At 41.8% G+C, this 19,018-nt stretch carries 16 protein-coding genes and 1 pseudogene; 8 read left to right on the forward strand and 9 right to left on the reverse strand.

Annotated features, from left to right (window positions below; genetic code table 11):
* Positions 1-7: 7 nt before the first annotated feature.
* From CES82_RS00885 to CES82_RS00925, 9 genes are all read right to left on the reverse strand, one after another.
* On the reverse strand, positions 8-625 hold the full coding sequence (locus tag CES82_RS00885) for a LysE/ArgO family amino acid transporter (RefSeq protein WP_225364801.1): 618 nt from the start codon (positions 623-625) through the stop codon (positions 8-10).
* Between the two features lie 180 nt (positions 626-805).
* A complete protein-coding gene (locus tag CES82_RS00890) occupies positions 806-1,579 on the reverse strand; it encodes a sulfite exporter TauE/SafE family protein (protein ID WP_369689063.1) in 774 nt (257 codons plus the stop codon).
* A gap of 117 nt (positions 1,580-1,696) precedes the next feature.
* Complete coding sequence (locus CES82_RS00895; protein WP_098823432.1) at positions 1,697-2,308, reverse strand: TetR/AcrR family transcriptional regulator; 612 nt, start codon at positions 2,306-2,308, stop codon at positions 1,697-1,699.
* 77 nt (positions 2,309-2,385) lie between these two features.
* Positions 2,386-3,753, reverse strand: coding sequence for an Nramp family divalent metal transporter (locus tag CES82_RS00900; protein ID WP_098823433.1), 1,368 nt, complete (start codon positions 3,751-3,753; stop codon positions 2,386-2,388).
* 293 nt (positions 3,754-4,046) lie between these two features.
* Complete coding sequence (locus tag CES82_RS00905) at positions 4,047-5,570, reverse strand: ABC transporter permease/substrate-binding protein (RefSeq protein ID WP_501193748.1); 1,524 nt, start codon at positions 5,568-5,570, stop codon at positions 4,047-4,049.
* Positions 5,566-6,510, reverse strand: a complete 945-nt coding sequence (locus tag CES82_RS00910) for an ABC transporter ATP-binding protein (protein ID WP_098823434.1) — start codon at positions 6,508-6,510, stop codon at positions 5,566-5,568. Before CES82_RS00910 ends, CES82_RS00905 begins: the two co-directional genes overlap by 5 nt.
* An 87-nt stretch (positions 6,511-6,597) precedes the next feature.
* Positions 6,598-7,266, reverse strand: a complete 669-nt coding sequence (locus tag CES82_RS00915; RefSeq protein WP_098823435.1) for an HAD hydrolase-like protein — start codon at positions 7,264-7,266, stop codon at positions 6,598-6,600.
* A gap of 112 nt (positions 7,267-7,378) precedes the next feature.
* Positions 7,379-7,963 carry a uracil-DNA glycosylase family protein gene (locus CES82_RS00920; protein ID WP_098823436.1) on the reverse strand — a complete coding sequence of 195 codons (585 nt, stop codon included), beginning with the start codon at positions 7,961-7,963 and terminating at the stop codon, positions 7,379-7,381.
* A gap of 202 nt (positions 7,964-8,165) precedes the next feature.
* Positions 8,166-9,500 (reverse strand): dihydrolipoyl dehydrogenase family protein, encoded by a 1,335-nt coding sequence (locus CES82_RS00925; protein WP_098823437.1) that lies wholly within the window; start codon positions 9,498-9,500, stop codon positions 8,166-8,168.
* A gap of 219 nt (positions 9,501-9,719) precedes the next feature.
* Between CES82_RS00925 and CES82_RS00930 the strand changes: the two genes are divergently transcribed.
* From CES82_RS00930 to CES82_RS00960, 8 genes and pseudogenes are all read left to right on the forward strand, one after another.
* Positions 9,720-10,745, forward strand: a complete 1,026-nt coding sequence (locus CES82_RS00930; RefSeq protein ID WP_098823438.1) for a phosphate/phosphite/phosphonate ABC transporter substrate-binding protein — start codon at positions 9,720-9,722, stop codon at positions 10,743-10,745.
* A gap of 23 nt (positions 10,746-10,768) precedes the next feature.
* Positions 10,769-11,539: a phosphonate ABC transporter ATP-binding protein gene (gene phnC / locus CES82_RS00935; protein ID WP_098823439.1), complete on the forward strand. Its 771-nt coding sequence runs from the start codon at positions 10,769-10,771 to the stop codon at positions 11,537-11,539.
* Complete coding sequence (locus tag CES82_RS00940) at positions 11,529-12,329, forward strand: ABC transporter permease subunit (protein ID WP_098823440.1); 801 nt, start codon at positions 11,529-11,531, stop codon at positions 12,327-12,329. Before phnC ends, CES82_RS00940 begins: the two co-directional genes overlap by 11 nt.
* On the forward strand, positions 12,326-13,177 hold the full coding sequence (locus CES82_RS00945; RefSeq protein ID WP_225364802.1) for a PhnE/PtxC family ABC transporter permease: 852 nt from the start codon (positions 12,326-12,328) through the stop codon (positions 13,175-13,177). Before CES82_RS00940 ends, CES82_RS00945 begins: the two co-directional genes overlap by 4 nt.
* Positions 13,178-13,215: 38 nt before the next feature.
* Positions 13,216-13,962: pseudogene (gene phnX / locus CES82_RS12750) on the forward strand (phosphonoacetaldehyde hydrolase); the annotation flags it as partial.
* A 39-nt stretch (positions 13,963-14,001) separates the two neighbouring features.
* A complete protein-coding gene (phnW, locus tag CES82_RS12755; RefSeq protein ID WP_263850117.1) occupies positions 14,002-15,111 on the forward strand; it encodes a 2-aminoethylphosphonate--pyruvate transaminase in 1,110 nt (369 codons plus the stop codon).
* Positions 15,112-15,605: 494 nt separating this feature from the next.
* Entirely contained in the window at positions 15,606-17,009 is a 1,404-nt protein-coding gene (locus tag CES82_RS00955; RefSeq protein WP_098823443.1) for a sugar porter family MFS transporter, read from the forward strand.
* Positions 17,010-17,386: 377 nt separating this feature from the next.
* Positions 17,387-19,009: an ABC-F family ATP-binding cassette domain-containing protein gene (locus CES82_RS00960; protein WP_225364803.1), complete on the forward strand. Its 1,623-nt coding sequence runs from the start codon at positions 17,387-17,389 to the stop codon at positions 19,007-19,009.
* The last annotated feature ends 9 nt before the right edge of the window (positions 19,010-19,018 follow it).

Here is a 19,018-nt window from a genome sequence, read left to right on the forward strand (position 1 = left end):
TTTTTTACTAAAGGATTAATCGTGCAGCATTGATAAGCAAGGCGATTCCATAACCTAAAACAATTACCCCTGAAATAATATTGATCCACATCAAAATACGCTTAGGTAATCGATTCTTTAAAATACCAACAATAATCGTAATCGAGAAAAACCAAATTGCGGTGGCTAAAATAATACCGCCCAGAAAAGGTAACACCTCACTATTTGTCAGCGTTCCTCGCAGGGCTCCCATGGTGACCCCCGTATCGATAATTGCTTGTGGATTGGCAAAAGCCACGATCCAAGCACTAGCGAAAGCGTCTTTTAATGGTAATTGTGAATCGTCTTTTCCAAGTTCTATCTGGCTAGCAGAACGTAAGATACCAATCCCCATCCAAATCACGATTAAACCACCAAGCAACATAATGATAATTTTAAGCCACAAATAATGACTGATTAACGCACCCATTCCTAAAAAGGCGACGGTGGTTAAGGTTGTGTCCGCTATCCATACAAATAAGCAAATTAATAAAGCACGTCGCATTCGGTTACTCATAGCGCTATTAAAAACAAATAAGTTCTGCATTCCAATTGACGATACAAGCGCAAAACTAATCAACATGCCCCGTAAAACTACTGCCATCATGATTGACTTTCCTCCAATTCACATAGAAAAAGGCACCTATCCTAGCCTTCAACGTTCTGAGAACATTGTATCTGCGACTAGAAGAGCTGCCTATCATGATCACCCGACGATGATCAAGCTATTAGCGATTTAATTAACTTTAATAGCATACGTGACCCCAATTAAAATGTCAAGATTAGGCTATTTACCGAAGTAGGCCGTGTAGAACAGGTAGCCAGATAAGCAAAAAGCCGCAATCGTAATTAAATTTCGTAGTAATTTAACTGGCAGATGACGGATAACAACTGGTCCAACGTAGCCACCAGCAAACATCCCAATCGCGAGAGGAACCGCCATCAACCAATAAACTTTAATGGTAAATGCGTAGATCACAAGTGAAATCACATTGGTAAGCAGTGCCGAGAAGTTCTTAATGGCATTACTGACCACAAAAGGCTTAGTCAAGGTCACAGTGAGAATCGCTAGCATAAAAATACCAGCTGCTGCGCCAAAATAACCAATGTAAATGCCAACTAAAAAAATGGCACTATTTTTTAAAATCCGGACCCATAATTTTGTTGGTTGAGCCGTTTGACTGACCTGTTTCTTTTTACCTGAAACCATCATCATCACTGCAGCTAAGAATATTAAAAACGGCACCACATGCTCGAAACTAGAAGATGGTAAAAAAGCTAAAATCAAGCAACCGATAATACCCCCAGCTGCCGTTAAAAGACCAACATGCCACATAGTTGCATGATTACCTTTTAGCTCTTTAGATGACGATAAGGTAGAACCTAACCCAGTAAAAATCAATGCGGCAGTATTAGTCACATCAGCACTCACTGGTGGAACACCTACACTTAACAATACGGGATAAGATACCAAGGAGGCTAGACCAGCCACTGAACTTAAAAAGCCGGCAATCGCACCAGCTACTATCAGATAAATCGTAATTAAAATTACGTGCAGCATGTGACTTTCCTCCTTAAAAATATTCACTTATCCAGTATAGCGCAGAAACAGCGAGAACGTTGGGCATAAAAAAACGTGTCTCTCAACCTTCAGTGGTTAAGAAACACGCTTTCATCGCTAAATTGACAAAACCACACTTAATTGCGGTCGGATCAAATTTTTCATTTCATCAGTTAGTTGTCGGTTATTTTTAATCAACAATTCGTCATAGATAACTTTTTGAAAAATAGAAACGATTACTCGTGCCAATGGTCGATACTGACCTTTACTTATTGACTGAAGTACTGGTGCCGCTTTTAACTGTTGGGCAATCTCATCGACAAGCCCTTCTAAAATTTGCAACAGCCAGTCGGCCTGATCGTCAGACAACAACATGCGTTCATGAATTGTAATGACAAACGATTGGTAATTTTCTTTATCCTGGAAAACTTGCCAAATATTCTCGAAAATTAACATTAAACGCTGCTCAAGATCCGTCTTCGTAACACAATCGTTGAACGTCATCTGCAATTGATTAACTCGATTAATGATTCCTTGATGAACAATGGTATTCAGTATTTCGTGTTTCCCATGAGGAAAATAATAATACATTAACCCTTCAGCCGTTCCTGCAGCCTGATTAATCATCCGAGTAGTCGTTGCTTCATAGCCATTTTTGGCAAACATTTCCCGGGAAATTTTTAGAATTTTTTCCTTATGTTGGTCACTCTTGGTTTCACTTTTACTCATGATTCAGTCCCCACTTGGTTTTCTGGTATAAAAAAGAGACAGTCCTTTGATTTAACGTGAAAGCTGTCTCTACAATTTTAACTAAACATACCACCCAATTGCTGTCCAAGAAGATAAACATCCAATACGATTAGTACAGCGGTGACGATCCAGGCAACATATTTGATCCAGGCATGGTTAGCAAATTCACCCATGACCTTTTTACTACTAGTAAACATTACTAGTGGGATTACCGCGAATGGTAAAGCAATACTCAAGAATACTTGTGAGAAAGTCAGCAGATCTTCAATCTTAGCCTCATCACCATGATAGATAATGGCAAAAATCAAGACGGGAGTTACGGAAAGTAGACGTGTCACCAATCTTTGCGCCCAAAGTGGAATTCGAAGCCGAATGAAACCTTCCATAATAATCTGTCCAGCTAACGTACCCGTGATTGTGGAACTTTGACCTGACGCCAACAGTGCCACTGCAAACAACATACTTAGCATTGGGCTGGCAATTGCACCAACGATTTGGCTATTACTTAACGCATTGAATAAGTCAACGAAACGACCCAATGAACTGTTAGTACCATAAAACAGTGCCGCACCAAGAATTAATAGTAAACTATTAACGATAAAGGCGATGAATAATTGCAGATTAGAATCAATCGTTGAGAATTTAATGGCTTTAGCAATGTCATTACGATCTGAACGATCAAGTTTACGTGTTTGCGAAATTGACGATCCCAAATACAAATCATGGGGCATAACCGTTGCACCAACGATCCCTAATGACAGGTATAACATGGAATGATTGCTGATAATGTCAGTTGTTGGCACGTACCCACCAATAATGCCTGCAATACTTGGATTAGATAACGCAACCTCATAAGCAAACACTAATAAAATAACCGTCACAAGCGTTGCAACAATGGCTTCAATTTTTCTAAAGCCCAGCTTCATTAATAACAGTAAAATCAAAACATCGGCAGCCGTGATCAAAATACCAACGATCAGAGGGATCCGGAACAGTAGTTTTAATGCGATCCCAGAACCAATGATTTCAGCGATATCGGTTGCCATAATCGCTAATTCAGCGATGATCCATAGAATGATTCCCATACCTTTACTGGTACGTTCACGTGTCAGTTGAGCTAAATCCTTACCCGTAACGATCCCCAGTTTGGCTGACATCGCTTGAAGCAACATAGCAATCAAACTTGAAATCAGAATCACTGCCAGTAGTTTGTACTTGAACTGTGCACCACCAGCAATTGAAGTGATCCAGTTACCAGGATCCATATACCCAACTGCAATCAGAATTCCAGGCCCAGTATACGCCATTAATGTTTTCCAAAAGCCCCCGTTTTTAGGGACTTCAACCGTACCGTTTACTTCATCAAGACTCTTGCCTTCACCGTCAACGCCTTGTACGAAGTTGTGTTTTTCTGTATCCTTCATCATTAAAACCTCTTTTCTATTGACTTAGAAATTCGGTTGGTCAGTGAAATACAAATTTGATATAAAATTAAGCATCTGTGTTTAAGCCCATATCAAGTTATCATTTCTTCTGATCCAAACATTCAAAGTAATCATTTATTATGACTGAGCGCCCGCTCAATTACCAAAACTATATTACCACCATTAATAAAAATTACAAGTAAAAGTTAATCGAGTAAAAGAATTAATTCGGAACCCCTAAAATAAAAAACACCAAGCACAACTGTTTTTACAGTAATGCTTGGTGTTTTATTTTATTCTAAATAATGATGGGTCTTCAGGTATTCTCGTGCAACCACTGAAGCCTTCCGGTGCTTAACGGTCACTTGGTAATTCATATTCTGCATATCAGAAATTGAAATTTTACCACTTAACCGATCCAGCTGTTTAACAATAGCTGGATGCTGCTTGGCAAAGCTCGTTTTCATTAACGGTGCACCCTGATAAGTGGGGAAAAAGCCCTTATCATCTTTGAGCGCAATAAGATGATACTCTTTAATCTGCGGATCAGTCGTATAGCCATCCGTCACATCCACCCGTTTGTTCGCCAATGCTTCATAACGCAGTGACGGTTCCATGGTTTTAGCTGACTTCAGATTGAACCCATACGTTTTTCTGAGCCCGGGATAGCCATTGCTTTCCTGATAAAAATCAGGATCGAACGCACCTGAGAGCTGACCAGCAACTCGCGTCAAATCCGAAATGGTCTTCAAATGATACCGTGTTGCTGTATCCTGTCTAACTGTGACAGCATAGTTATTTTGATAAGCCATGGGTTTCAGATACGTCATCCCAAACTGCTTTTTAACATCATCACGGGCATTTTGGTAAGCAATCTGCGGATTACGATTAACATCTGGGTTGCCCTTGACCAGCGTTTGCAGAATCGTACCAGTAAACTCCGGATAAATGTCAATTTTACCGCTTTGAAGGCCCTTAAAAAGAAAACTCGTGCCGCCAAAGTTTGGCTTTAACGTTACTTTAACCTTCGAATCGTTTTGTTCAATCAAATCCTTATACATGTTGATCAACACTTCGGGTTCGCCACCCAATTTACCAGCAATCGTGACTCTTTCGGTCTGCGGCTTCAATAATTGATGCCCGATAGTGCCACCTAAACCGATGATCACTAACACTAAAGTGCCGATTCCCAGGCGTTTTAACGGCACCTTCGATAATACTTCAATCAACCAATTAGCCAATAAAGCCAAAATAGCTGACAGAACAGCACCCACTAATAGTGCCGTATTATTATTCGTTTGAATTCCCAGCAAAATATAGGTCCCTAAGCCCCCGCCACCGATTAAAGCAGCTAAGGTCGCTGTTCCAATAACTAACACTGTGGCAATTCGGATACCCGATAGAATCATAGGCATCGCCAAAGGCAGTTCAACCTTGAAGAGCTTAAACCTTGGTGTTACCCCAAGGGCATCCGCCGCCTCCAAGAGAACCGGGTCAATGTTTGTGAGTCCTGCATAGGTATTTTGGAAAACGGGCATAATAGCATACAAAACTAGTGCGATAATTGCTGGTACTGTCCCAATTCCAACGAACGGAATTAGGATACCTAAAACCGCCAAACTGGGAATGGTCTGAATGACACCAGTCACTTGTAGAAAGAATTCACCGATTCGACGATGGTTGATCAGCGCTATCGCAAGTGGTATTGCAATCAGAATTGTGATCAACATACTGATCAAGGAAATCGAAATATGTTGCCACAAAGCCTGTAATAAGTCACTGTGGTTCTTATTGATATAACTTATTAATTGACTAATGACTGTCACCCTCCGTTTCAAGCGATGCTAAGTAATCAATTAAATCATGATCAGTTAGCACTTTATCATCCACGATCACCTGATCCATCTGCGATTTTTGAAGGGCGGTTGCCCACTCAAAAATACTTTGACCTTTGACCATTTTAGTACCTGGTTCGTCAGCTTTAGCTGTTCGGCCAAAACCAGCGGCCAAGACCTGTCCTAATAACTGATCAGTTTGCTGTTCATCCGCAAAGAAATTGCTGACAAAAGCGTTGGCTGGTTCTGACAAAATCTCAGTTGGTGTACCTACTTGCTGCAGTTTACCATTATGCACAACCCCAATTCGGTCAGCTAACCGCAACGCTTCATGCATATCGTGGGTTACAAATACAATCGTGCTATCCAAATCCCGGTGAAGATTGATCACAATTTGCTGTAATTGACGCCTCGAAACCGGATCTAAAGCACTGAAAGGCTCATCCATAAGAACTAACCCCGGTTCACAGGCTAAAGCGCGTACAATGCCCACTCGTTGTGCCTCGCCACCGGAAAGTTCACTAGGCATCCGGTCAAGAAAATGATCCGGATCAAGGCCCACTTCAGTCATGAGTTCGGCAATTCTAGTGCGTTTCTTGTCCGCTGGCCACTTTAAATTATCCAGTTGTACACTTGCATTTTCTGCTACGGTCATATTAGGAAATAGCGCACCTGTCTGCAACACATACCCAATTTGGCGTCGCAATTCTTGCACGTTTGCATCTGCCACATCTCTACCATCAATTTTAACCTGACCAGAAGTTGGCACGACTAGCCGGTTAATGGTTTTTAACAGTGTCGTTTTCCCGCTACCAGAAGGCCCGACCAACACAAATAATTCACCATCATTAATGGTGAGATTTAAGTGATCAAGTGCGTGCTGATCTTGATATTCCTTATTTACATTAAGCAGTTCAATCACTAGTATCACCTCGGTTTAACTGTCCATTATTACAGTTACTAATCCTTTACTAGGGAACAAAAAAGAGTCGCCTTTATCAAGCGCCCTTTAAACTAATTTCCCAAACAATTTTTCCACGCCAGCTGGTATCTCTTCAGGAGAAGTTACCAGTGCCGTTGCATTCGAGGCTTTAAGTTCAGCAGTATCGCCAAAACCATACGTCACACCTAAAGTCTTGACCTGATTTTTTCTACCGCCAATCATGTCAGTGTAGCGGTCACCGACCATGACGCTACAAGTTGGTAAAGCGCCACTGGTTTCGATACCATAAGCTAGTATATCCACTTTCTTAATTCGAACTGGGTCCTCTATAGCAGCACCATAGATACCGCTAAAATAATCGTTTAACTGAAATTTATCAATAATTTGCCGTAAAATCGGCTCGGGCTTTGCTGAGGCTATATTTAACTGATAGCCCGCTGTTTTCAGCGTTGTTAACGCTGATTCAATACCAGGATAAATTTCTAAATCAAACAAGCCATGGGATTCATACTCTTCCCTGTATTTTGCGATACTGTCGCTAACCTGCTTCTCTGATAATGACGGGAAAAACTTTGTTAAACTATCAGCGAGTGTCGGCCCAATGAAAAGTCGATACTGCTCATCTGTCAAATGCGGTAGCTGCAATTCATCTACCATCTTTTTAACTGAGTGAATAATACCATGCTCAGAATTAGCAATGGTTCCATCAAAATCAAAGAAAACTTGATTATTCATAGCGTACTCCATTTCTAGTAATCCTGGCGTATAGACTACCGTAATTACGTTTAATCTTCAAGAGGATAGCCCCAAATACTTACTTTTAATTAATAAATTAAGCCGAATCTTCCTAATTCTTAAGCAATCGTCTAACTTGATTCTGTAATTCTGGCACAACTTCGTCTTCAAACCAAGGGTGCTGATGCATCCAGCCATAATTTAGCGGTGAAGGATGCACGATTGGAAAATATTCTGGTAGATAGTCTTTATAATGGGCTACCGTTTCAGTGAGCGTTTTTTGACGTTTTTTTTGCAGATAATACTTTTGTGCATATGCACCAATGAGTAACGTTAACGACACTTTAGGCATCAATTCGAGCACGGGTTGGTGCCATTTCTCAGCAAAACCTTTTCTCGGTGGTAGGTCACCTTGTTTACCTTTTCCCGGGAAATAAAAATCTAAGGGGACCACACCCAACTTTCCAGAATGGTAGAACTCGTCACGACTCATACCCATCCACGCTCTTAGCCGGTCGCCACTAGGATCATCCCAATATGTCATTGAAGCTTGGCCCTTTCGGCTTGGTGCCTGACTAATAATCAGAATCCTTGCTTCAGGTTCCACGTGATACAAAGGCTCAATGCCTTGTCGTGTAAAATCAGCGTTTTGCGGATCCGCCATAATCGCTTGATAAATATCTTCTGCTCGCCCCATCTTCTCACATCCTATTTCTTGATACCCTATTTTAACATGGTAAGCAAATGAGACTTTATATCAATTAATATTGAGAATAATTTACTTGGTTAGTTAATCATCATCCATTTAACCTCACTTTAGACAAAGCTAAATCCCCGTCCTGATAAGCACATACCATCAGAACGAGGATTATTTAGCTTAAATTCTAAAATCTACCAAGTTAATAAAAGTAACCTAAATCACTGGTAACACTCGGATATATAGGTGTCCAGTCAGTGGCTTGTTTAGCGGACGTTTTGTGAGTAATGATTTCCGAAAAGTCGTTAATGAGCTCTTCGGCATTCACTGCTAATACTACGGCACCCACTAACTTTCCAGAAGATTTATCAGTAATTGTCGTTACACGAGCAGTCTTATCTTGCAGACGATTGTAAGTATACCAAGAACCCACCGATTGATTACTAATTGCATACTGCTCTGAATGTTTTTCAGCTTCATCTAATGTAACCCCGACTTGTGCAAGTTCTGGCCCAGCAAACACGATGTGCGGAATGGCTGGGTAATGAATTGGTTCTTCGGTTTCTCCCGCAATCACCGAAACCACATAGCGCCCCTCAATCCCCGAAACGGGTGTTAACTTAGGCACTGATTTAGCAATTGCATCGCCAATCGCATAAATGGATGGAACGCTGGTTCTTAAATGGTCATCAACTTTTACACCTTGGGGTTCAACCGCAACACCAATACCCGGTAAATTAAGTTGATCTAAGTTCGGTCGCCGTCCTGCAGCCGCAAAAATGGCGTTTAGCGTGATAGATCCGCCATTATTAGTAATTACTTCAACCTGCTTATCATCGGCATTTAGCGCCGTAACGTTGGTATTCATGTGGAAATGAATTCCTTTATCAGTCAAAATAGCTTTCAACTGTTCAGTATATTTTTGCGGGAAATTACGGAGCAGCCGATCATTATGCTGGAAAATATGCACTTCGGCGCCCGCTTCTACCGCAATGTTCGCTAATTCAATTGCCACGTAGCCAGCGCCAACGAACCCGATTTTCTTGGGTAAATTGGATAAGTTCAAAAAATCAGTACTTGTCTTAAAGGCTTCTTTTCCAGGAATATCTGGAATTGTTGGCGTAGCGCCGGTAGCAATCACAATATGCGCCCCACTTACTTTTTGATCACCTACGCGCAATGTATGACCATCAATAAATTCCGCAACACCATGTAAATGATCGATGTGCGCATTCTTTAAACCTGCTTCAGTTCCAGTTGGAATTTTTTCCGTGTAACCGCGTTTAAACGCCATCATTTTTGCCCAGTCAACTTTTAGCTCAGCTGACAAACCGCTTCCCTGATAACGAATCACCTGTCTTCTGGCCTCAACTACTCCATAGAGCATCTTCTTGGGGTCACAGCCAAAGTTAGGACAGGTACCACCCCACAGATTACCCTCAATTACCAAAACCTTTTGACTCTTATTTAAGCCATACGCAACCGCCATGCCACCGGGGCCGCCACCAATCACAATCGTATCGTAATCAAACGCCATATTATTAAGCCTCCTGTTTGCGAGTTATCTTTCACTCTTCAACATACTACAAAGTCAGCCATGAAACCAAAAATCTGCCCCCTAATAACGGGTAATACCACTTCTGCACTTATTTACCAAACATTTACACGTTATCCATAAATCTTTACGAAGGATTTATGTTGTATTTACACTCACCCGTTAACATTAACTCTATCAAATAAGATAGGGGTTATTAATATGAGTATTTTTAAAACAAGTTTATTTGCTGCCGGAATCATAGGTCTATCACTTGCAGCTGCCGGCTGTAGTTCTTCAAACGCCACCGGTAGTCACCAAAACGCCAAAACACTGACGGTGGTTTTCCTACCTGGTGATTCAGCTAAAGAGGCTGGACCGGCTAGAACTGCACTAGCAAACGAGATCCACAAAGCAACCGGGAAAAAGGTTGAAGTTAAAACCACTACCGACTACAACGTTGCTATCCAGGCTATTTCATCTGGTAAAGCCCAAATTGCGCTGATGGGGCCGGACAGTTACATCCAGGCGCACAAGCAAAACGCCGCCGTTGAACCGATCCTCACTTACTCTGGTAAATCTGGCACTTTGAAAGATGCCCAATACCACAGTTACATTATGGTCCCTAAAGACAAGGCTAACCAGTACAAAGTAAACGGTAAGTTCAGCTTAGAAAAAATCAAGGGTCAGAAAATGTCATTTGTTTCTAACACATCAACATCTGGTTTTGCCATTCCAGCAGGCGCCATCCAAACCAATTTCAACCTGAAAAATAAGGATGACCTGCAACAAAGTGGTAAATTCTTCTCTAAAGTCCTGTTTGGCGGTTCACACCAAGGCTCAGCCGTTAACTTACTTAAAGGTGATGCTGACGTAGCTGCCTTTGATGATATGGATCTAGTTTCATACGGTAAATTCACAAATGATTCAACTAAAGCAGGTGCAGATTTCAAAATCAATGCCAACGCACCAGCGCCATTTAACAGTGTCCGTGGCAAGGAAAGTATTGCTTTAGCAGCATACCCTGTACAAAACGAACCCATTGCCGTGAACTCAAAAATGCTTAGCAAATCAGATACCAAGAAAATCATCAGTACGTTAACTTCGTCCCGAATTGCTAAGGATAAAAAATTCTTTGCACCATCTAACGCTAAGGTACACAGTTTATTGCCAAAGGATGGTGATACCCAATTCATCGCTATTTCTGACAAATGGTACGCCCCTACTCATAAAGTACTCGGTGAATAGATTACTGGTAAAAGGAGGTTCTAATGTTAACCGTAAAACACTTAGCTAAGAGCTACGATGGCGAAAAGAAGTCATTAACCGATGTTTCATTTAGCGTTCAACCTGGTGAAGTAACCGTCATTATTGGGCCTTCTGGTGCCGGTAAAACAACGATTTTGCGTAGTATTAACCAGCTTATCCGGGACGATGACGGTGAAATCCTGTTTGATAATACTGACATTCGTCAATTGAATAGGGCACAGTTACGCCAAGCTCGTTGCCGAATTGGTATGATTTTTCAGAACTACAACCTGATCGAACCGCTAACGGCGATTGAAAACGTCTTACACGGTTGTTTAGGCACTAAATCTAATCTAGCGGGTATCTTTTCGATTTACCGTAATCGGGAAAAAGAAGAAGCTTTAAAACTATTGGAGAAGGTTGGCCTTGCCGAGTTTGCCTATCAGCAATGCCGTAACCTTAGTGGTGGTCAAAAACAACGGGTCGGCATCGCTCGAGCGTTAATGCAACAGCCAAAAATCATTCTGTGTGATGAACCGATTGCATCCCTAGATCCTAAATCAACTATCACTGTCATGGATATTCTTAGAGATCTGGCGACTAACGATGGCATCTCAGTTTTAATCAACCTCCACCAAGTTGATATCGCCCGAAGTTACGCGGATCACGTCATTGGCATCAATAATGGTCAAGTCGTATTCGACGATCGGATTCAAGCACTTTCAGATACTGCTATTGCTAGCATATACCAAAAGGATGCTAACTCTGAAGGGAGTGTCGTTCATGAATTCTGATGTACAGCAAGTTACCAATTTCTTCAACACCAAGCGTTTACGGCTGTCCATCATACTGGTTATTTTTGGACTTGCTTACATTGGTGCCTCGATTGGCCTTGGCTTTCAAACACAATCGTTATTAAACGTTCAAGCTGGCATTGCTTGGTTAATTCACAACTTTATCCCCAACGAAGCCTCACAGGGTTACTGGAATGAGATTATCCAACAGCTATTTCGAACGTTTATAGTAGCAGTCGCTTCAACGACCTGTGCCGCCGTGGTATCCCTATTTTTAGCGATTATCGGTGCCCAGACACTGACACCAGCAATTACCGTTAGCTGGGTCATTCGGTGCCTCTCATCGCTGCTACGAAATATCCCCATTGTTGCTTGGGCGATGATTTTACTCTTTTCGTTTAAGCAAAATGATCTCACTGGCTTTTTGGCCCTATTTTTCATGACTTTGGGGTTTCTGACCCGTGCTTTTATGGAAACCATCGAAGATTTTGGGACTGAAAAGATTCAGGCGTTACAGGCAACTGGTGCCACTTATCTGCAAGTGATTTTTCAAGGGCTCTTACCAGAAATCGCCGTTGCGCTTATGACTTGGATCCTTTATATGATTGAAAACAACGTTCGAGACGCTACGCTAGTTGGCTTGCTTACGGGAACTGGCATTGGCTTCATCTTCAACCTTTACTTCAAAAGTCTAAGGTACGGGGCTGCTGGATTAGTTGTCCTCTCAGTCATTATTTTAGTCGTTGCAGTTGAGCTAATCTCCAATTTAATCGGGAGGTTGTTATCGTGATTAAACCGGAAAATCAAATTTCAATACCAACACGGCAACCAGCCGGACCAAGACTGTCAATTCCCTTACGTTTTCGAGACCGACGCCGAGTAACAATTCTGATGACGCTAATTGTGTTGGCGTATATCACATTGGCGACATTGCCAACTATGATTCCTAGCCACTTCAAATTAGGTACCGCACTAACAAGTTTTGCTGAAAATATCAAAATCATGTTTTGGCAACCACACCTTGCTAATACCACCTTTATCACGCTTTTAGGCGCACTGGGTCAAAGTATCCTATTGGCATTCTTAACCACGTTAATTGGCTCGGTGCTGGCTTTTTTCTTTGCTCTTGCCAGTACTAGACGGTTAGCTCCCACCTACTTAGTCTTAGGTATTCAAAGTCTGATGGCCGTTATTCGTGCCATTCCAACTGTCCTTTGGGTCTTGATCTATAGCGTTGTCTTTGGTCTAGGAGCCAACGCAGCAGTCGTAGGTATTACCTTTCACAGCGTTGCTTATCTGACAAAAGTCTACGCGGATAGCATGGACGAACTTTCTCCTGGCATTATCGAAACCATGCAAGCAATGGGACTTAAAAAGAGCGCTATTATCCGTCAAGCAATTATCCCCTACATGATGCCAAGTTACCTTAGCTGGACGTTTATCCGCTTTGAAATCAACTTTGCTGACGCTATTGCTGTTGGGGCAGCAGCGGGTGCTGGCGGGATTGGTTATCAGCTTTTCATGTCAAGCAGCTTCTATTTTAATTTCCATGAAGTGGGTGTCATGGTTTATATGATTTTGGCCTTTGCATTAGTACTTGAAATTATTTCCTACCGCTTGCGTACCGCCACTAATTAGTAACTATTCAACCCTAATTCAAACTGGAGGATTTCCTTATGATTGAAGCCATCGTATTAGATTGGGCCGGGACGACTGTCGATTATGGCAGTCGCGCCCCCATCATTGCCTTTAAAAACGCCTTCGCTCACTTCGGCATTGGCCTGAGCGAAGAAACTATCCGCCAAGATGTTGGTCTGGATAAACTGACCCATGTCCGTAAAATTCTGCAGATTCCTGAAATCGCAAACTCTTGGGAAACTCGTCAGCCAACCATCCCACTAACAAAAGCAACGGCAGAAATTTACGCTCAGTTTCAAATTGAAATTAACAAAGTACTGGCGGAAACTGCACAATTGAAGCCTGGAATGACGGACTTGATTAAGTTTGCCAACACTCACCATATTCAACTAGCGACAACGACCGGCTATACACAAGTAATGCTGAACCAAATTTTACCTTTAGCCGCACAACAGGGGTACACACCCACATATAACATCACTTCTGAGCAAACCAATCACGTCGGCCGCCCTAAACCTGACATGGTGGCACTCGCTATGCAGAAGATGCACATCTCTGACCCCTCTCACGTCATTAAAGTTGGTGATACTGTCAATGATATTTTAGAGGGCAAAAACGCGGGAACAATTTCAATTGGGGTTGTTGACGGTGGTAATTTAATTGGCTTACCAAAACAAGCATTTGACCAGCTAAACATTGAACAGCGTGACCGTTACCGTGCTAAAGCCGCTGCAATTCTTAAAGAGGCGGGTGCTGACGAAATCATTAATAACATCGCTGATTTAATTCCTCTGATTGAATCGATTGATGATCAACAGCACGAGATGCCATTACTACTAACACCCGGCCCACTCACAACTAGCTTTACAGTGAAAGAAACCATGTTAGTTGACCATGGGACTTGGGATGATGACTACAAGGAACTGACACAATGGGTTCGTCGTGAGTTAGTCACTCTCGGTCATGCTTCAAACGAGGAATACACAGCCGTCCTGATGCAAGGCAGCGGTAGCTTTGGTGTCGAGGCCGCTATTGGTACAGCGATTCCGAAAAGGGATGCCACGTTACTTATCGCTGCCAATGGCGCATATGGCGAACGAATGATTGAGATTGCTGATTATTTAGCAATTCCACACGTCGATCTCCACGTACCTGAGGATCAGGCAGTGACCCTGGGCGCAGTGGAAAAAGCGTTAACAGCACACCCAGAAGTGACCCACTTTGCAATGGTTCATTGCGAAACGACTACGGGCATTTTAAACCCGATCGAAACCATCATCCCGGCATTAACCGATAACGGCATCATCACCCTAGTTGATGCCATGTCTAGTTTTGGCGGTGTCCCAATCGACCTTGCACAGCTTCAAGTCGATTACCTGATCACCAGTTCAAATAAATGTGTTCAAGGTGTCCCCGGCTTCAGTGTAGTATTGGCCAAGAAAAACACTTTACAGGCTACTAAAGACAATGCTCGCTCGCTAGCACTAGATCTCTACGCACAATACCAGACCTTTGAAGAGCATGACGGTAAGTGGCGCTTTACTTCCCCAACCCACGTTGTCTACGCCTTTGCCGAAGCACTCCGTGAACTTGAACAAGAAGGCGGTGTTACTGCTCGAACTCACCGCTACCAAGCCAACGAGACCTTGCTACGTGAAGGTATGCAGGATCTTGGTTATGAATTAGTCATTGATGAAACCGTTCAGTCACCAATTATCACATCGTTTAAGTACCCAACAGTTGATTTTAACTTCCAAGCATTTTATGAATATTTAAAAAACCGTGGCTTTATTATTTATCCCGGTAAGGTTTCAAAGTGCGATAGTTTTAGAATCGGTAATATTGGTGAAGTTTCGGCTGATGATATTAATCGACTGTTGAATCTGATTAAAACTTACACTAAAAAAGAATTACAATTATCAGTTAATGATTAATACCATGTAGCTAATATGGGTTAAGAATATCCGAATTCAACAGGTATGCCTAATTGATAAAAACACCACCAATCTTAATTGAAAATTGGTGGTGTTTTTGAGTTTATTCAGACTTCTGACAGCTTAAGCGCACAATGCCGATGATTGATTTTTGTGAAATTAACTCAGACAAAATAAATGATAATTCTTTTAACTTGGAAAAAAATTCAAAAAAATATTGTGGGGTATACCAATTTGCTAATTTCTAACTTATAGTAACCATACCAAAAATACTAAACGTTGACTTGTGAACGTGACTTGTTTGGTGACGCTTTATGTGACTAAATTAACATGATTTTACTCATCTCCAAGTAACTATAATTGCTATCCTATCCAAATTATGAAATCGCTTTAAAAACTAATTTACAGGCAATGTAAACGTTTGTGTTTTTTTGATAAACGTATACAATTGGGATTGTCAAAAAGCTATTATTAATACGTTAGGAGAGATTATTGTGCGTGTACGTCATTTAAGTACTTTCTTTATTTTCACATTCGGCGCACTGGGTGGACTCTTATTTGGCTTTGATACTGGTATTATTTCAGGTGCTTCATCCCTGATTGAAGCCAATTTCAGCCTAAACATTGAACAGACTGGTTTTATTACTTCATCCGTTCTAATTGGTTCCTCAGTAGGTGCTTTGTCAATTGGTTCTTTATCAGATAAGTTTGGCCGGAAACGGCTCTTACTTTTTGCTTCTATCCTCTTCTTACTTGGTTCAGGATTATCAATGACCGCTTCAGGATTTGTTTCAATGGTTGTTGCCCGGATCATCTTAGGGTTTGCCGTTGGTTCTGCCTCAGCATTAACACCAGCTTACTTAGCTGAACTTGCCGATGCACCTCACCGTGGTTCACTTGGGACTATGTTCCAATTGATGGTTACGGCTGGTATCCTGTTAGCTTACGTCTCAAACTTAGGTTTCTTGGGACATAACTTGTTAGGTATCCGTGACTGGCGGTGGATGTTAGGATCAGCTTTGATTCCCGCACTTTGTTTGTTCTTCGGTTCAATCATCCTACCAGAATCGCCAAGATATTTGGTTGAAAAAGGTAAGATCGATGAAGCTCGCGAAGTCTTACACGACTTACGTGCTAAGACCAACGAAGATCCCGACAAGGAATTAGCTGACATTCAAGCCGTTGCTAATCAGCCTAAAGGCGGCATTAAGGAATTATTCACCTTTGCCCGTCCAGCTGTTGGTGTTGCCATTGGTTTAATGCTCCTACAACAATTAGTCGGTATTAACTCAGTTATTTACTTCTTACCACAAGTCTTTATTAAAGGATTTGGTTTCCCCGATGGTGACGCGATTTGGGTTTCCGTTGGTATTGGGATCGTCAACTTCGTCTTCACGGTTGTCGCATATAAGATCATGGACAAGTTTAACCGGAAGACTATCTTGCTTTTCGGTTCAATCGTCATGACAATTTCAATTTTCATCTTAGCATTCATGAACTTCACTATGAGCGTTAAGGCTGTCGCCGTACCAACAATGATTTTAATTGCCCTCTATATTATCGGTTTCGCGATTTCATGGGGCCCTGTTTGCTGGTTGATGCTAGGCGAAATCTTCCCATTGAACGTTCGTGGAATTGGTAATTCAATCGGTTCAGCTGCTAACTGGATTGGTAACTTCATCGTTTCACAATTCTTCTTGGTATTGTTGAACTACTTCCACAACAACGTTGGTGGCCCATTCTTAGTCTTTGGTTTCTTCGCCATCGTTTCAATCTTCTTCGTTATCTACGCGGTTCCAGAAACCCGTGGTAAGACACTTGAAGAGATCGAAATGGAAATGCGTCATAAAGAAGCCGATAAACAAGCTAAAAAAGCTGCAAAGGACGCTACAAACTAGCTATCCATCAACTTGAACTAAAAATGCGAGTGTGTGACAAAACTCGGTAGATTCTAGAATTTAACGTAAATGACCCCCATTCCGATGTACTTTGTCGGGATGGGGGTTATTTGCGCTAAATGGCAAGAATCTGAGTTTTGGCGCATGATTAGGCTATATCGACGCATTGAATCAAAGTACCATCATGACTAATCTCAGCTAAAAATTAGATTGAAATACTTACCAACATAAACTTATGGCACAACCTCGTATTTTTTTGACTCATAAATAAATTGCCCATTCACATCTCTTAGATGGAAACTGCGCTATAAATCTGATACTATATAGGAACTGATTCTCATTTCCCGATTTCGACAACAAAAAAGTGAGGTACTAACTTGTTAACTGTAACCAATGTGTCCATGAGTTTCTCGGACCGCAAACTGTATGATGACGTTAATTTAAAGTTTACTCCCGGCAACTGTTACGGCATTATTGGTGCTAACGGAGCCGGCAAGTCAACTTTTCTTAAAATTTTGGAGGGTCAACTAGCTCCCACTACTGGGAATGTTTCATTGGGCCCTAACGAACGAATGAGTAGTTTAAAACAAGATCACTTTGCTTTTGACGATCAAACGGTGTTAAACACCGTCCTTCAAGGTCATGAACATCTCTATCAAGTGATGACCGAAAAAGACGCTCTGTATGCTAAACCCGATTTTAGCGATGCAGACGGCATCAAAGCCGCCGAACTTGAAGGCGAATTTGCTGAAATGGACGGCTGGAACGCTGAAAGTGATGCCAGTCAATTACTGCAATCAATGGGCATCCCAGAGGACCAACATCAAACGTTAATGAAAGATTTGCCAGAGAGCGAAAAAATCAAAGTTTTACTGGCTCAAGCCCTGTTTGGTAAACCAGATGTGCTGCTATTAGACGAACCTACTAACGGTTTGGATCCCATGACAATTAGCTGGCTGGAAAACTTTCTTGCTGACTATGAAAACACCGTCTTAGTCGTCAGCCATGACCGTCACTTCTTAAACAGTGTATGTACACATATGTGCGACGTTGATTTTGGCAAAATTCAGCTCTTCGTTGGTAACTATGATTTCTGGCTGCAAAGTTCAGAACTTGCCTTAAAACTGCGTAATCAAGCTAACTCTAAAAAAGAAGAACAAATCAAACAACTACAAGACTTTATTGCTCGTTTCTCAGCCAATGCTTCAAAGTCTAAACAAGCCACTTCCCGGAAAAAGCAACTCGATAAGATCACGCTGGATGATATCAAACCCAGCTCGCGTAAGTACCCGTTCATCAAATTTACACCTGAACGCGAACTTGGCAATGATTTTCTGCGAGTTGAAAACGTCAGTAAGACTATCGACGGCCACCAAATCTTAGAGAACGTCAACTTTCTTCTCCGTCCTGGTGATAAGGCAGCCTTGATTTCCCGTTCTGACGTGACAACCAGCGTGCTGATGCAATTACTAGCAGGCACCTTAGAACCTGATACTGGTTCAATTACATGGGGTGTTACAACTAATCGTGCTTATATGCCAAAGGACTTGAACCCAGAGTTTAGTAACGATAAGCTAAATATCTTAGAATGGCTTCGTCAATACGCCAGCAAAGAAGAAAGCGACAACACCTTCTTACGTGGCTTCCTTGGCCAAATGCTGTTCAAAGGTGACGAAGTTCTGAAAGAAGTCCCCGTTCTTTCTGGGGGCGAAAAAGTCCGTAGTTACCTCTCTAAATTGATGCTGAGTAAGGCAAACGTCCTCTTATTGGACGATCCCACTAACCACTTGGACCTTGAAAGCATCACAAGTTTAAACGACGCTCTGATTGATTTTAGCGGTTCTATGGTCTTCACCAGCCATGATCACGAATTCATTCAAACCATTGCCAACCATATTATCGAAGTAGGTCCTAAAGGCGTTGTTGACCGCGCCGACACCACCTATGATGATTTTATGGCTCACGAAGTTGCTCAAGCACAAGTCGCAAAAATTTATTAAACAGAAACA

This window comes from Secundilactobacillus silagincola, assembly GCF_002583405.1.
Classification (GTDB): Bacteria; Bacillota; Bacilli; order Lactobacillales; family Lactobacillaceae; genus Secundilactobacillus; species Secundilactobacillus silagincola.